This is a genomic window from Anaerotignum faecicola (assembly GCA_024460105.1).
GTDB lineage: Bacteria > Bacillota > Clostridia > Lachnospirales > Anaerotignaceae > JANFXS01.
Genome location: JANFXS010000002.1, coordinates 459,869 through 475,864, shown reverse-complemented (window position 1 = coordinate 475,864; position 15,996 = coordinate 459,869). Strand labels below are relative to the sequence as shown.

Here is a 15,996-nt window from a genome sequence, read left to right as displayed (position 1 = left end):
TTTATACTTTAAAATATTTAAGTGTGTATTTATTATATGGTTAAATTATTAAATAATACTTTATTTTTTAAGTGAAACTGTCAAAAATTATAAGGCAATTTGATATAAATTTTTTTTATGGCTTTACATGAATTTTATGGCAAAATATGGAATTAAAGGTGTTTTTATTGATGGAAATGGGCTTATATGTCTGTGGAATAAGAAAAGTTTTTGGAACTAAGGTATGTTTTAAGAGTGTAATGTTATTATGGGGCAAAAATAAAACGGACTGCATACGAAAGCAGCCCGTTTTTGGCTTATTAGTTTTTTTTCCAGGCTCCAGGCGAAAACAGAAGCAGAAGCGGGAAAATTTCAAGCCTGCCCGCCAACATGTCGAACATAAGCACAATCTTTGAAAGCGGAGAAAAAATGGAAAAATTTCCGGCAGGGCCCACAAGGTCAAGCCCGGGGCCGGTGTTGTTTATGGTTGCGACAACAGCCGTAAAGTTAGTTGTAAGGTCGTATTCGTCAAAACCGATTATGAGCACGGATATGCCAAGTATAAGCACATATGTTATCAAAAAGATATTGACGGACCTAAGCTCTTCATGAGGTATTATTTTCCCATCCATTTTAAGCACTTTAACACTGCGCGGGTGTATTAGGTATGAAAGTTCTTTTCCTACAGTTTTAATATAAATTATAACCCTTGAAACTTTAATGCCGCCGCCTGTGCTTCCGGCACAGGCGCCTATACACATTATAATAACCAGCACTGTTCTTGAAAACTGAGGCCATTCGCTGAAATTAACAGTGGAAAAACCTGTTGAGGTCATAAGGGACGAAACCTGAAATATTGCATGCTTTAAATGATACCAAAAATTGCCGTCGACAAGGTGAAGGTTTATTGTAATCAGGGCAACCGCTATAATCATTATAAAGAAATAGCATTGTACTTCTTCGATTTTGAATGCATCGCGCACGCGTCCGAAAAGCAGTACATAGTAAAAACTAAAATTAATAGCGAACAGGAACATGAATAAAGCCGTTACCATCTGAACATAAGCGCCGTAGCTTGCCATACTGTCGTTTAATATTCCGAACCCTCCCGTACCGGCTGAACCGAACGTAATACATATGGCGTCGAAAATAGGCATATTTCCAGCTGCAAGGACTAAAAATTCTATTATTGTCATTACAAAATAAATAGCGTATAGTATAAACGCCGTTTTTTTCATTTTAGGGGCGAACTTACCTATGGAAGGGCCGGGGCTTTCGGCACGCATCAGGTGTATTGTCTGTCCGCCGGCAAGAGGGAGGATTGTCAATATGAATACAAGCACTCCCATACCTCCTATCCAATGAGTAAAGCTGCGCCAAAACAGCAGGCATTTTGAAAGCGCCTCAACATCCGATAATATGCTTGCTCCGGTTGTTGTAAAACCTGATACGGTTTCAAATACGGCGTCTATAAAGTTCGGGATCTCACCGCTTATATAAAAAGGCAGGGCGCCGATAATGCTTAGGACTATCCAGCTAAGCGCTACGGTCACGAATCCTTCGCGTGCAAAAAAAAGGGAATTTTTCGGCTTTTTTCGCATCATGATATATCCGCCTATTAAACATGCGACGGAACATACCGCAAATATTACGCCTGTCCGTTCGCCGTAAACGATGGCGGTTAAAAGCGGAAGTATCATAAAACTGCCTTCAAGGAATATAACCCAGCCTATTATATAAGATATAATTTGAAAATTCATAATAACCTCTAAAAATTAAATAATATTATTAATATCTGTAAGCCCTTTGTGGGTTGTAACAACTATAACCTTATCACCGACTTTTATGCTGTCTTTGCCCGAGGGTATAATAAATTGTTTTCCTCTTTGTATACTGCATATAAGGAGATTATCCCGCGTTTTTAAATGTTCCAATGGCACGTCGGTTACTTTTGAGTTTTCGGCTACGATAAATTCAAGCGCTTCAACCCGGTTATCGCACATGCGATAAAGCGTTTCGATATTGCTCCCAAGGGAATTTTGTTTTGCGCGTACATAGCGTATTATGTGTTCGGCAGTTATATTTTTTGGATAAATAACGCTGCCTATAGGGATGCTCTTTATAACCTCTTCAAATGAAATATGGTTAATTTTTGTTATTAGGCGCGCATTAGATATATGGTTTACATAAAGCGACAACATAACATTTTCTTCATCCATATCCGTAAGCGATACAAAAGCGTCGGTTTTTTTAATGCCTTCTTCCATTAAAAGCTGCTGGTCCGTGGCGTCGCCGTAAATAATCATTGCTTCCGGCAACAGTTCGCTGAGCAGTTTGCAGCGGTTTAGATTATGTTCTATTATTTTTACTTTAAGCCGCGACTTTAAAAGTATTTTTGTAAGGTAATATGCTATTGTGCCTCCGCCGGCAATCATAACGGACGATATGCGTCTGTTATTAACGCCCGCCATTTGGAAAAACTGTGCGGACCTGCCAACGGGAAGTATAACCGAAATAATATCGCCCGCTTCAAGGCATGAATTTCCGTCGGGAATAAATACGCTGCCGTTATGCTCAAGTATGCATATAAGGGAATTCATGTTTATTTTTGAGGGAAGTTCCCTTATTTTAATGCCGCTTAATATTGAACTTTCGGGAATTTTGAACCTTATGAGGTTAACGCGGCCCTGTGAGAATGTATCTACGTCTATAACCGATGAAAACTGAAGAAGCCGCGCCGTTTCCTCGGCGGCCGCAAGCTCGGGATTTATTGACATGGAAAGCCCGAGTTCTTCCCGTATGAAGGCTATTTCCTCGTAGTATTCGGGACTGCGTACCCGCGCTATAGTTTGACAGTTTCCGGCTTTTTTGGCTATAAGGCAGCTTAACATGTTTATTTCGTCATGGTTTGTAACGGCGATTAAAAGATCGGCGTTTTCAACTCCGGCTTCTTTTTGTATATGATAGCTTGTGCCGTTTCCTATAATGCCTTTTATGTCGAGGGTTGCAGATATATTCTGCAGCCTGTCGCCGTCTATGTCTATCATAGTTATTTCGTGGCCTTCGTCATTGAGCTGTTCCGAAAGGGTATAGCCGACTTTGCCGCTTCCTACAACAATAATTTTCATTTTTTCCTCCGTTTAATCAAGGCTCTTTGTATGGCAATTAATTTTGGCCTGTATTAAGAAACCCTTTCAAATGAAAGGGGGTCATGCATAGAAATTTTATGGAAAAGTGCGGCGTTTTAGCCTTTTAGCGAGTGTATCAGCAGACCGCTCCTGAGCTTAGGCTCAAACCATGTGGACTTAGGAGGCATTATAAGTCCTTTGTCGGCAATTTCCGTCAGTTCTTCCATAGAAGTCGGGAACATTGAAAATGCAATTTTCATTTCGCCTAAGTCAACGCGGCGTTCAAGTTCTTCAATGCCCCTTACGCCGCCGCAGAAATCAATGCGGCTGTCTGTACGGGGATCTCCGATTCCGAGTATCGGTGAGAGAAGATTGTTTTGCAGTATGGAAACGTCGAGGGCGCCGACAGTATCGTCAGGTATATTTTCCGGATCCGCCGTTAAAATATACCACTTGCCGCCGAAATACATGCCGAATTGGTGGGGCATAATGGGTTTAAAGGATTTTCCGAAATTATACGGCATAATAAAAAACTTTTCCGTAACTTTTTCTATAAATTCATTTTCCGAAAGTCCGTTAAGATCTTTGACAAGCCTGTTGTATTCCATTATTTTAAGTTCGCTTTGAGGGAATATTACCGAAAGGAAGTAATTAAATTCTTCGCTTCCGTTATAGCCCGGATTTTCTTCCCGGCGTTTTAGCCCCACTTTAACAGCGGACGCCGCCCTGTGGTGTCCGTCGGCTATATAAAGGCACGGCACTTCCTTGAATAATTCGACGAGGTTTTCTATTGTGTCTTTGTCGTCTATTACCCAAAGCGTATGGCTTACTTTATCCCAACATCTGAAGTCATAGGCCGGCTCATGGCTTGATATCCAGCTTTCCGTTATATCTTTTATACTGCCGTTATCTTTATAAGAAAGGAATATCGGCCCCGTATTTGCATCGCATGCGTCAACGTGTTTTATCCTGTCTTCTTCTTTTTCGGCGCGGGTAAGTTCATGCCTTTTGATAACGCCGTTTATATATTCGTCTATCGGGACGCATGCGACAAGCCCTGTCTGGCTGTGTCCGTCCATAGTAAGGCGGTATAGATAAAGGCAGGGACTGCCGTCCTGTATTAGGAGGCCGTTTTTAACCATGCTTTCTAGGTTTTCGGCGGCTTTTTCGTATACTTCCGCGCTGTAAGGATCTGTGCCTAAAGGAAAATCCACTTCAGCCCTGTCAACATGAAGGAAAGAAAGGGGATTTCCTTCCGCCGTTTGTCTTGCTTCGGCTTCATCCATAACGTCGTAGGGCAGAGCGGCTATTTCCCGCGCTTTGTCGGCGGTTGGGCGTATAGCTTTGAACTGTCTTATTGTAGCCATTAAAAACACCTCTGAATTTAATAATTGTTTAATCCGTATTTACAGGCTGAAAATGCGGAAAGTACATAATATTTAATGTTTTCAGCCGTTTTGATTTAAGCCGCCGTACAGCAAATACGGCGGTTTATTAACATCTATTAAATTATAATACCATATAACGGTAAAAAATCCAATAAATAAAGGCTGATTTTATTAGCGGTTAAATTAAGAAGCCTGTTATATATCCGCATATGTTGCCGTAAATTTTGAAGGCTCCTGATAATGGAAAAACGACGGCAGCCGCGGGACATTTGATTTTGAGTCGGAGCACGGCGCATATTTTAATTATGAAACAAGTGGAAAAACTTTTTTACGAAAAAAAACCGGCTTAAAATGATTAAAAATGATTTTAAGCCGAGGTTATATTTACTTTATTTTACACATTCAAATACAAGCGTTAAATGATGTTGAAATTATTGTTCCCTTACAATCCTTGCTTTTTTAACTCCGGGAAGCGCGCGAAGTTCAGCCAGAATAGTGTCGTTTTTGCCGCAAAGGCTGTCGAGGTCTATAATTGTGTACGCCCATTCGCCTTTGGATTTGTTAATCATATTGTCAATATTTAAGTTTTCTTTTGCAAATATTGCCGTCATGGAACCAACCATGTTAGGTATATTCTGATGTGCGATGGTAATTCTTGCTTTGCCTGTATAAAGCGCCTCGCAGTTAGGGAAGTTTACTGAGTTTTTAATTGTGCCGTATTTAAGGAACGCTTTAATTTCAATAGCGGCCATTTCCGCACAGTTTTCTTCCGATTCCGGAGTAGACGCTCCGAGGTGCGGTATTGCAAGCACGTTGTCAAGGTTTAAAACTTCTTCACTTGGGAAGTCGGTTATGTATTTATCAACAACGCCGTCGGCAAGGGCTTTTTTAAGCGCCGCCGTTTCTACAAGGCCGCCCCTTGAGAAGTTCAAAAGCCTCGTACCTTTTTTCATCATGCCGAAAAGCTCGTCGTTGAACATATTTTTTGTGTCGGCGTTAAGCGGCACATGAACCGTTATGTAATCGCACTGCGTAACGATTGAAGCTATGCTGTCTGCAAGTTCAACTTCGCTTGAAATGCTCCATGCGGAGTAAACCGAAAGGAACGGATCGTATCCTATAACTTCCATGCCGAGGGCAACGGCGGCGTTTGCAACAAGCACGCCTATTGCTCCAAGGCCTATAACGCCGAGCTTTTTGCCTTTTATTTCAGGGCCTGCAAACTGTTTTTTGCCACTTTCGACAAGTTTGTCGATATTTTCTTTGCCTTTGAGGCTGTTTGACCATTCTATTCCTTCAACTATTTTTCTTGATGAAATTAATATAGCGGTTAAAACAAGTTCTTTAACTGCGTTTGCATTAGCGCCCGGGGTATTGAATACAACTATGCCGTTTTCACTGAATTTGTCGATAGGTATGTTGTTTGTTCCTGCTCCGGCGCGCGCTACGGCAAGAAGAGAGCCGGGAGCTTCATATTCATGCATTTCAGCGCTCCTTACGATTATGCCGTCGGGATTTTCCGTTTTATCCGAAATTGCGAAAAGATCCGGCGGAAGCTTTGCGAGGCCTTTTTCCGATATAGCGTTAAGCGTCAATATATTATACATTTCTGTTTCCTCCAATTTAGATTATTTATTTTCAAGTTCAAATTTACCCATAAATTCAACAAGCTTTTTAACGCCTTCAATAGGCATGGCGTTATACATGGATGCCCTCATGCCGCCGACTGTGCGGTGGCCTTTAAGATTTACAAAGCCTTTTGCTTTTGCTTCGGCGATGAATTTCGCATTTAATTCTTCCGTAGGAAGTACGAACGGTGCGTTCATAAGTGAACGATCTTTGGGAACAACCGTGCCTTTGAAAAGCTTTGAATTGTCAAGGAAATCATAGAGGACGGCCGCTTTTTCCTCATTTATTTTCTGCATTGCTTCGACGCCGCCCATATTTTTAACCCATTCAAACACAAGGCCGGCAAAATATATCGAATATGTAGGAGGCGTGTTGTAAAGGGATCTTTCTTTTGCATGGGTTGAATATTTAAGCATTGTAGGAGTAAAATCCATTTCGTTTCCTATAAGGTCATTTCTGATTATAACGACTGTAACGCCTGCCGGGCCGAGATTTTTCTGCGCTCCTGCAAATACAAGGCCGAATTTGGTAATGTCATATTTTTCGGCAAGTATGTTTGAACTCATGTCGGCGGCAATAGGAACTCCGTTTGTATCCGGTATTTTACTGTCTGGAAAATGTGTGCCGTAAATGGTGTTGTTAAGCGTCATATAAAAATAATCGGCTTCTTTATCGAATTTGGACGGGTCAAGTTCCGGTATGTAGTTAAAGACTGTATCTTCGGAAGAAGCCACAACATTAACTTTTCCGTACCTTTCGGCTTCAGAAATGGCTTTTTTGCTCCATTGCCCGGTTTTAACAAAGTCGGCTTTGTTGTTTTTATTCATAAGGTTAAGCGGAATCATGGCGAACTGTGTGCTGCCGCCGCCCTGAAGGAAAAGCACCGTATAGTTGTCAGGTATAGCCATAAGCTCCCTCAAAGTCGCTTCGGCGCCGAATATGATTTCTTCATAATCTTTTGAGCGGTGGCTCATTTCCATAACGGACATACCTGTATTTTTATAGCACACAAATTCTTTTTGTGCTTTTTCAAGAACTTCCAAAGGAAGCATTGAAGGACCTGCTGAAAAATTAAATACTCTGTTCATATATATTCCCCCTTGAAATAATTGGCATAATTTTATATAAAAAAACTTCCGTCCCAAAAGCCGCCGTAAAAGCGTATATCTTTGGGACGGAAGATATTCCTCCGCGTTGCCACCCGAATTGACATGTATAAACATATCCTCTCATTGCCGCTTTAAAGGGCGGACCCTTCCGACTCGTCGCCGGCAACTACAAAAGTGGAACGCCTGATATACGCAAACCCGGTTTTCACCAGACACCGGTTCTCTGAATAAGCCTTTTCAGGTTTAGCTTTTGTCATTGTTATTTTAGCTGTGTACATTTGTCTTTTAAAAAGTAACTGATAACGATTATATCACAACAAATTATTTTTGCAATAGGTTTTTAAAATTTTACAAAAAACATATATTATTTTTTTGCAAAACGCCTTAATTTTGATAAAATTTCATTATTTTGAAAGTGGAAAAACCTTTTTGACATAATTTTTTCAGGAATTATTAACAGTTTAAAATTTAATTTTTGTAAAATAATAATAAAGCATTTTAATGTTTAAAATCAATTAGAGAAAGGCGGTAAACAATATGAAAAAATTTACAACAGGCGTTGTATTGGGAGGGCTTATGGCCCTTGCAGGCACAGAATATATGCTTATGAATAAATCGGCCAAAAGAAAAATGGTGAGAAAAGGCAAGAAGGTTTTAAACAAGGCGGAAAACATGATTGACGATATTTCAAACGGAGACGTTTGGTAAATTAATAATGACTAAAAGAGGCCGGAAATTCCGTTTTCTATTTGCGGGAGATTTCCGGCCGTAATTTTATTTTTTCTTTTTTAAAGGGCTTTTGGATCCGTCGCTTTCGACAATTTCTATCCTGTCAAGCTGGGAACGGAGATTTTGCCTGAATGCGTTTATATATTCCCTTCTCAAAACGTCCCTTTCAGCTTCTTCCTCTTTTGTAAGGCCGACTGTTTTTGCTTTTTTAGCAAGCTCGTTAATTCTCGATGTGACAGATAATTCCTCATTTTCGTTCATATGAAAACCCCCGTTTCATTGGTTAAAGTGATTATAATATATCATACAAATATATGCTTTACAATATTATAAGCTTCCGATTTGTTCGATTATGACCTAATAATTACGATTAGCAGTGTCTGCTGACAAACTCGGAAAGGTTATATAATGGATAATACTGCGGGTTTAATTCTTTATGATTGGTATCGGGAATGGAAAATGAAAAATGACGAAAATATTTCAAATTTCGGTTTAAAGGATAAATTCCATATCGGAAAAATGTGTGAGCAAACAAAATAAATCGTAGGATTGGAATAAATTTGAGCCTTTTCGCAATTCCGGAAAAGTAAATTTGTTCAAAGATTTTTAACCGGGAGCAAGATAGTATATGCCTGAATTTTTTTAAGATAAAAGCTATTGAATTTGGTACGTATGAAAGGATTTTTGCCTATAGAATCGATATAAAGATACTTTTTAAATAAAAACCCTGCGTATTGCTTTAAAGGGCGTTACGCAGGGGGGTGGTTCAGCTCAGGATTTCTTTATTAACTATGTTATACGGGGTTTTGCCGCCGAGAAAGGCGCATATACCGTTCATTGCTTCTTCAAACATATTTATCCTCACCTGAAGGGTTTGTGTTCCGACGTGAGGCGTCAAAACGGCGTTGTCACATTCTTTAAGCTCGCGGCTTACGTTTGGCTCAAACTCGAAAACGTCAAGCGCCGCGCCCTTCAAAGTACCGTTTTTCAGGGCTTCGACAAGCGCGGATTCTTTAACGACCGGCCCCCTTGCGACATTTATAAGATAGGAGCCTTTTTTCATTATAGAAAGCGTTCTTTCGTTTATAAGGTGATGGTTTTCGGGGGTGTAAGGCATATGGAGGGAAACGCAGTCGCATTGGGAAAGAAGTTCGTCAAGAGGGAGATATGAAACCTCCAGATGTTTTTCGTCCTCTTCGTTTAAGCGGTACGGATCATAGTATTTAACGTCCATTCCCAAAGCGAGGGCCTTTTTCGCAACGGCTTTTCCGATTCTTCCAAATCCAACAATACCAAGGGAGTGGCCGAATATCTCGGTTCCCACGTCGGAAAATGCAAAACGCGGCCATTGGCCTTCTTTGACGCTTTTATCATATGAGGCTGTATTTCTCATAACAGTCATCAGAAGGGCTATTGAAAGTTCGGCTGTTGCTTCTGTTACTGTATTAGGGGTATTTATAACGGCAATATTTTTTTCGGTTGCATATTTTACGTCGATACAGTCAAAACCCACGCCGAGGTTTGCTATAACCTTTAGTTTTTTTCCGGCGTCGATAACTTCTTTGTCGGCCGTGGAAAATATGAGAAATATGCCGTCGACATCGCTTATATGCTCCAGTATTTCGGATTTTGAAAACTGTAGTTTTTCTTTGTCGGGACAAATGAATTCAAGCTGGTTTTTAAACGTTTCTCTGCATTTATCAGGGACCCATTGGGTTAAAAGTATTTTTTCCATTGTATTCTCTCCTTTGCATCTGATTTTCCGGTTATTAAACGCTGTTTGTAAATACGAGTTTATTTTCTGTTTAATTGTATTATATATGTAAAAAATATGCAAATATTTATTGCATTTAAAAAGGCAGGTTTTGGAACCTGCCTAGATTTGTTTCAATAAAAACGAGGTATCTTTTTTAATTTAAAATATTGTCATTACTGTAGACGTATTATTGTAAGCGAGCAGTCCGTTATAACAACTTCATCGCCTTCAAGATACACAGTGAGCCTTATCGGCGCATCGGTTACGAGTATTGATGTCGAAAGGGTGACGCTTGCGGATTCTCCTGTCGATCTGAAAATATGACGTGAAGGGGAACCGGGTATAAGAGTTCCGTCTGAGCGAAGCTCTATTGTTATTGACGTCGGTATTGTGCTTCCGGAGCTGGCAACGACTGTGCAGTGGAAGAAAGCCTGATATACGCCGTTGTTGACTATGCTTATTTCAGTTGTTCCAGGCGTGTAATCAAAGGACTGTGAGTTCACATATGGGCTAGCGGTAAATTTAATTTCGCCTACGCCTGATATAATTTTTGGATCTGTGTCCACAATAGCTAGGGATTGAACTGTTCCGCCGGCAGCGCCGCGTGGGATCGTAAAATTAAGGACAGCGTCTTGGCTTGTTCCTGAATTGGTGATAACTACATTTGTTCCAGGTTCACCGGTAGTAACTGCTCCGACAGTAATCGTTGCCGCCTCGCCCTGAGGCCCAGTTTCACCCTGAGGACCTTGAGGACCGGTTTCGCCCTGAGGCCCTTGAGGTCCAGTAGCGCCGGTTTCACCTTTAGGCCCCTGAGGCCCGGTAGCGCCAGTAAATCCGCGTTCACCCTGAGGCCCCTGAGGTCCGGTTTCACCCTGAGGACCTTGAGGACCGGTTTCGCCCTGAGACCCTTGAGGTCCAGTAGCGCCGGTTTCACCTTTAGGCCCCTGAGGCCCGGTAGCGCCAGTAAATCCGCGTTCGCCCTGAGGCCCCTGAGGACCGGTTTCACCCTGAGGTCCTTGAGGTCCAGTAGCGCCGGTAAATCCACGTTCGCCCTGAGGCCCCTGAGGTCCGGTTTCACCCTGAGGCCCTTGAGGCCCGGTTTCGCCCTGAGGTCCTTGAGGTCCAGTAGCGCCAGTTTCACCTTTAGGCCCCTGAGGCCCGGTAGCGCCAGTAAATCCGCGTTCGCCCTGAGGCCCTTGAGGTCCGGTAGCGCCGGTAAATCCACGTTCGCCCTGAGGCCCCTGAGGCCCGGTTTCGCCCTGAGGCCCTTGAGGTCCGGTAGCACCGGTAAATCCACGTTCGCCCTGAGGACCGGTTTCACCCTGAGGTCCTTGAGGTCCAGTAGCGCCAGTTTCACCTTTAGGCCCCTGAGGTCCAGTAGCGCCAGTAAATCCGCGTTCGCCCTGAGGCCCGGTTTCGCCCTGAGGCCCTTGAGGTCCGGTAGCACCGGTAAATCCACGTTCGCCCTGAGGTCCGGTTTCACCCTGAGGTCCTTGAGGTCCAGTAGCGCCAGTTTCACCTTTAGGCCCCTGAGGCCCGGTAGCGCCAGTAAATCCGCGTTCGCCCTGAGGCCCGGTTTCGCCCTGAGGCCCCTGAGGCCCGGTTTCGCCCTGAGGCCCTTGAGGTCCGGTAGCACCGGTAAATCCACGTTCGCCCTGAGGTCCGGTTTCGCCCTGAGGTCCTTGAGGTCCGGTAGCGCCAGTAAATCCGCGTTCACCCTGAGGTCCCTGAGGCCCGGCCGGTCCGCGTGCTCCCTGAGGCCCCATAGGACCTCTTGGCCCCTTAGGGCCGATACAGCAGCATGAACTGCATGAACCGCAGCATGAACTGCCGCATGAACATGAATTGCCGCAGCATGAATTATGATTATTTTCATTATAATAACTTGCCATTTTAAACATGTCCCTTTCATTGACTGTTTCTATAATATATGCATGGAAAGGGACAAAGGTTATTGTTTTGTTAAAGAATTATAAAAAAACCGACATATCCTGTAATTGCACCAACCGCTGCACCCCATATAACATCTCTTGGGTAATGCACGCCGGTTAGAACGCGGGTAAGGCATATTATAACGCTTGTTGCGCCTAAAAGTATTCCGGCAGGCGGATATATATAATATACGGCAATAGATATTATAACGGAACTTGTGGCATGACGGCTTGGGCATGCTTTCCCGGGAGAATGGGGGAGAAGAGGCTCAAATTCGAGTTCTTCAAACGGCCGTTTTAGATTAAGGCGGCTCCTTACTGCCGAAACAATAAAAAAGTTAAGCCATGGTATAAACGCTACATAAAATACTCTTTTATCCATATTAACTGCAAGATAGATAAGGGTTAAATAAAATCCCCATGTTGTAACAAGCGGCATGCGTTTGTCCAAAAACAGCACGGCTTTTTTTAATTGAGGGCGGGAATTTATATAGTCTATTAATGCATACATATAATGTTTGGTTTCCATAAAATATTCCTTTCAGAAAATATATTTGCCTGATAAAGATGAGAACAGGCTTGTATTTTAATACGGTATTCCTAATTTTACTATATAATAATTTTTTTTGCAAAATGTAACAAGTTTAAGTTGTCGTTTATATAATGCTAGTAACTATCTAAATTCAGGGGGTAAATATATGCCCGATATAAGTTGCCTTTCAAAAGCGGAGATGCAGAAGGAATATATTATCGTAGACGTTATAGGCAGCACGGAAGAAAGAATACGGCTTTTCGATCTTGGTTTTTCGCCGAAAAGCAGGGTTACGCCTTTATATAAAGCAATGTGCGGCGGTACAACGGCGTTTCTTATTAAAGGGACGCTGATTGCAATAAGGCAGGAAGAGTGTGAAAAAATACTTATAAGCGTGCCTTTCAGGGGGGATGGAATGTGAACGGAAAGCATGTTATAGCTCTTGCCGGTAATCCGAACACAGGAAAAAGCACTATATTTAACGCTTTGACGGGGCTTAACCAGCATACAGGAAACTGGTCGGGAAAGACTGTTGCCAATGCAAGCGGTTTTTTCAGCCATAAAGGCGTTGATTTCAGGATTGTGGATTTGCCCGGTATTTATTCGGTTTTAAGCGATACGGCCGAGGAAAGATGCGCAAAGGAGTTTATAGTAAACGAGAAGCCTGATATGGTGTTGGTAGTAGCGGACGCCACTTGTATTGAACGAAACCTGAACCTTTGCGTGCAGGTTGCAGATTTAACGGACAATGTTATATTGTGCCTTAATTTAATGGATGAAGCAGACAAAAAAGGAATGGAAATTGACGTTGACAAACTTTCGGAATATTTGGGAATACCCGTTATACCTGCCAGCGCAAGAAACGGGGAAGGGATCAAGGAGATCAAAGACATGGCAGTGGATATTGCTTTAGGCAGGAAGAAGGTTAAGCCCTTAAAAGCGGGAATTTCGGAACTGAAATTTGACGAAGCCTGCCTGAAAACAATTTCCATTGCAGAAGAAGCCGCAAAAACAGCGGTAATAAAAGATAAAAAAGAAAGCCTTCAGGTTATGGCCGACAGGATAATACTTTCAAAGAAATTCGGAATACCCGTGATACTTCTTGTGTTGGGGATAGTTTTTTGGATTACTATCGTCGGCGCTAATTATCCTTCATCGCTTTTAATGGAGTTATTTGCAAAAGGCGAAGCCGCGCTTAAAACGAATTTGGCGTTCCTTCCGCCGTGGCTTTGCGGGATATTGGTTGACGGTATGTTCAAAACGTCCGGATGGGTAATTTCAGTTATGCTTCCTCCGATGGCCGTTTTTTTCCCGCTTTTTACATTTCTTGAAGACATAGGCTTTTTGCCGCGTATTGCATTTAATCTGGACGGCTTATTTAAAAAAGCGGGAGCCCATGGCAAACAGTCGCTGACAATGATGATGGGGTTTGGCTGTAATGCCGCGGGGGTTACGGCCTGCCGTATTATCGAAACGCCGAGGGAGAAGCTTATGGCGATTATAACGAATAATTTTGTGCCGTGCAACGGCAGATTAGCGCAACATATAAAAGGGCGACAAAATTATTCCCAGGCGCATACATGCTTTATGATTACATAAGGCGACGTTTTTATGAAACGGACGGAGAGGAAATAATATGGCCGCGTTAAGGGTTTTATTTTGTTATGGGCGAAAAATAAAAGCTCCCGTATTCTGTACGGAAGCTTTAATGTGATATTAAGTTTTGCTTTTCGGCAAGGTTAAATTTTTTATTATAAGATCGACAACGGAAACTTTTTGCCGTGCAGTCAAATGAGAATAGGATCTGTACAGTTCCCTTTCTATTACGGAAGCATGAAATTCATTTATTCCGCTTTTTAAAGAAACCGGACGGCAGTTGGGAATTACGGTAACGGTTATGTTTCGGATTTTAACGTTTCTCATGGCAGCCACCCAATATGTAAATGATATTTTATAATATGAATGAAAATTATGTCCTATTCTTTTTAGGAAAGGGTATGGGGAATAACCGTTTTAATTTCGTCATAATACAATAATATAAAATAATTGTAAAAAATTTATTTACGGCAGGTTTGAAATATAAGCCTTTAAAAGATCTGTATAGCCGCAGTTAAAGGCGGCAGTTTTTATGTATTTACCGTAAGTAATAAAAATAATCGAATATAGAAAGCCGGTGTAAGAAAGGTGAAATTTTTTATATACAGCAGAAAATCAGTATATACGGGCAAAGGCGAATCGGTTGAAAACCAGGCGGAAATGAGCAGGCAGTATATATTTTCAAAGTTCGGAAACGAGGAGGAGTGCAATATCGTTGTTTATGAGGACGAAGGGTTTTCAGCAAAAAACACAAAAAGGCCAGCATTCCAGAAAATGATAAGAGATATGAAGGAAGATAAGCCCGATTATGTTGTTTGCTACCGATTGGATCGCATAAGCAGAAGCGTAAGCGATTTTTCCGCCCTGATTGAGGAACTTAATGATATGGGAATTTCTTTTCTGTGCATAAAAGAAGAATTTGACACTTCAAAACCAATGGGCAAGGCAATGATGTATATTGCTTCTGTGTTTGCGCAGCTTGAAAGGGAAACGATAGCGGAGCGGGTGAGGGATAATATGCTTATGCTTGCCAGAACGGGCAGATGGCTGGGAGGCAATACGCCGACGGGATTTACTTCTGAAAAAGTACGGGATGTTATTATCGACGGAAAGGAAAAGACATCTTGCCGGCTTAAATTTGACAATGAAGAAATAGAAAAAGTAAAAATAATATTTGACAAAATGCTGGAACTTCATTCTATAGCGGGCGTAAGCAAATATTTGATTAAAGAAAACATAAAATCGCGGAACGGAAAATTTTTTTCTCCTGTCAGTATCAGGGAAATACTGTCGAATCCCGTATATTGCATTGCCGATAAGGAAGCGAGGGATTATTTTGCGGCGCAAAATTCCGATTTGTGTTTTGAAGAGAGCGAGTGTTCTCAAAAGTATGGCTTGATTTCATATAATAAAAGGGACTACAGAAAAACGAAAGCGCCGCGGAAATCAAAAGACCAGTGGATTATTGCCATAGGAAGGCACAGAGGCATTGTTTCCGGCAAGAAATGGGCGGAAGTTCAGTATTTGATGGATACAAACGGTTTTTCAAGAAGCGAAATGAAACTGCATAATGATTATTCTCTGCTTTCGGGGCTTATATTCTGTAAAAACTGCGGCGGGCGTATGTACGCCAAGGCACATTCTAAGATGAAGGAAAACGGAATTTTTTATTATATCTGCCAAAATAAAATGCGCGGCGGAGTTTCGTTTTGCGGAAGCGGCAACCTTAACGGAAGGCAGACGGACGATATTGTATGCGGACATATTGCGCAGTATATGCAAGGGGATTCGGATATATGCAAAATACTGGAAAAACTTAAACGCGATATAAGGAACGAAAGCGGAAAAGACGCTTTGGATATATTGGATGCAAAGATAAAAAAATGTAAGGACGAAACGGAAAATTATATGGAAACATTGTCCACAGGCGGTTTGGGAGAGGTTTTTATTCAAAAGGTGAATAAAAAAATAACGCTTTTGGATAAAGAAATAGAACGGCTGGAAGCGGAGAGAAAGAATGTCATGTCGGCCAAAAACAGGCTTGGCGGCAACAGTATTGAGCTTGCCGAGGCGGCTGACGCTTTATCGGATTTAAAAGGGAACTTTGACAAATTTGACGTGCATGAAAAAAGGGTTTTAATCCGAATGATAGTTCAGAAAATTGAGTGGGACGGAAAAGATTTAAATATTTTTGTTTATGGAAATTAAATAAATATACA

The 15,996-nt window shown here is 41.8% G+C and carries 13 protein-coding genes and 1 pseudogene; 4 read left to right on the top strand and 10 right to left on the bottom strand.

Features of this window, described 5'->3' with window-relative positions; translation table 11 throughout:
- Positions 1 to 299 precede the first annotated feature (299 nt).
- The 5 genes from NE664_04770 to serC form a co-directional block, all read right to left on the bottom strand.
- Positions 300 to 1,739, bottom strand: coding sequence for a TrkH family potassium uptake protein (locus NE664_04770; GenBank protein ID MCQ4725976.1), 1,440 nt, complete (start codon positions 1,737 to 1,739; stop codon positions 300 to 302).
- 15 nt (positions 1,740 to 1,754) lie between these two features.
- Positions 1,755 to 3,107: a Trk system potassium transporter TrkA gene (gene trkA, locus NE664_04765; GenBank protein MCQ4725975.1), complete on the bottom strand. Its 1,353-nt coding sequence runs from the start codon at positions 3,105 to 3,107 to the stop codon at positions 1,755 to 1,757.
- A gap of 116 nt (positions 3,108 to 3,223) precedes the next feature.
- Entirely contained in the window at positions 3,224 to 4,474 is a 1,251-nt protein-coding gene (locus NE664_04760) for a DUF1015 family protein (protein MCQ4725974.1), read from the bottom strand.
- A 452-nt stretch (positions 4,475 to 4,926) separates the two neighbouring features.
- A complete protein-coding gene (locus NE664_04755) occupies positions 4,927 to 6,102 on the bottom strand; it encodes a phosphoglycerate dehydrogenase (GenBank protein MCQ4725973.1) in 1,176 nt (391 codons plus the stop codon).
- 21 nt (positions 6,103 to 6,123) lie between these two features.
- Positions 6,124 to 7,212 carry a 3-phosphoserine/phosphohydroxythreonine transaminase gene (gene serC / locus NE664_04750; GenBank protein ID MCQ4725972.1) on the bottom strand — a complete coding sequence of 363 codons (1,089 nt, stop codon included), beginning with the start codon at positions 7,210 to 7,212 and terminating at the stop codon, positions 6,124 to 6,126.
- 558 nt (positions 7,213 to 7,770) lie between these two features.
- On the opposite strand from serC, the gene NE664_04745 reads away from it, so the two are divergent.
- Positions 7,771 to 7,941 (top strand): hypothetical protein, encoded by a 171-nt coding sequence (locus tag NE664_04745; GenBank protein MCQ4725971.1) that lies wholly within the window; start codon positions 7,771 to 7,773, stop codon positions 7,939 to 7,941.
- Positions 7,942 to 8,007: 66 nt separating this feature from the next.
- On the opposite strand, the gene NE664_04740 is transcribed toward NE664_04745, so the two are convergent.
- The 4 genes and pseudogenes from NE664_04740 to NE664_04725 form a co-directional block, all read right to left on the bottom strand.
- Positions 8,008 to 8,223, bottom strand: coding sequence for a DUF896 domain-containing protein (locus NE664_04740; protein MCQ4725970.1), 216 nt, complete (start codon positions 8,221 to 8,223; stop codon positions 8,008 to 8,010).
- Positions 8,224 to 8,728: 505 nt separating this feature from the next.
- Positions 8,729 to 9,697: a 3-phosphoglycerate dehydrogenase gene (locus NE664_04735; GenBank protein ID MCQ4725969.1), complete on the bottom strand. Its 969-nt coding sequence runs from the start codon at positions 9,695 to 9,697 to the stop codon at positions 8,729 to 8,731.
- Positions 9,698 to 10,434: 737 nt separating this feature from the next.
- Positions 10,435 to 11,508: pseudogene (locus NE664_04730) on the bottom strand (collagen-like protein).
- Positions 11,509 to 11,680: 172 nt separating this feature from the next.
- On the bottom strand, positions 11,681 to 12,178 hold the full coding sequence (locus NE664_04725) for a phosphatase PAP2 family protein (protein MCQ4725968.1): 498 nt from the start codon (positions 12,176 to 12,178) through the stop codon (positions 11,681 to 11,683).
- Between the two features lie 169 nt (positions 12,179 to 12,347).
- On the opposite strand from NE664_04725, the gene NE664_04720 reads away from it, so the two are divergent.
- On the top strand, positions 12,348 to 12,602 hold the full coding sequence (locus tag NE664_04720) for a ferrous iron transport protein A (GenBank protein MCQ4725967.1): 255 nt from the start codon (positions 12,348 to 12,350) through the stop codon (positions 12,600 to 12,602).
- Positions 12,599 to 13,780, top strand: coding sequence for a ferrous iron transporter B (locus NE664_04715; GenBank protein ID MCQ4725966.1), 1,182 nt, complete (start codon positions 12,599 to 12,601; stop codon positions 13,778 to 13,780). The genes NE664_04720 and NE664_04715 overlap by 4 nt, the downstream gene beginning before the upstream one ends.
- Positions 13,781 to 13,897: 117 nt before the next feature.
- Here NE664_04715 and NE664_04710 read toward each other — a convergent pair whose 3' ends face one another.
- Entirely contained in the window at positions 13,898 to 14,104 is a 207-nt protein-coding gene (locus NE664_04710; GenBank protein ID MCQ4725965.1) for a hypothetical protein, read from the bottom strand.
- Positions 14,105 to 14,365: 261 nt separating this feature from the next.
- On the opposite strand from NE664_04710, the gene NE664_04705 reads away from it, so the two are divergent.
- The gene (locus NE664_04705; protein ID MCQ4725964.1) at positions 14,366 to 15,985 is read left to right on the top strand and encodes a recombinase family protein; all 1,620 of its coding nucleotides are present in this window, start codon (positions 14,366 to 14,368) and stop codon (positions 15,983 to 15,985) included.
- Positions 15,986 to 15,996 lie beyond the last annotated feature (11 nt).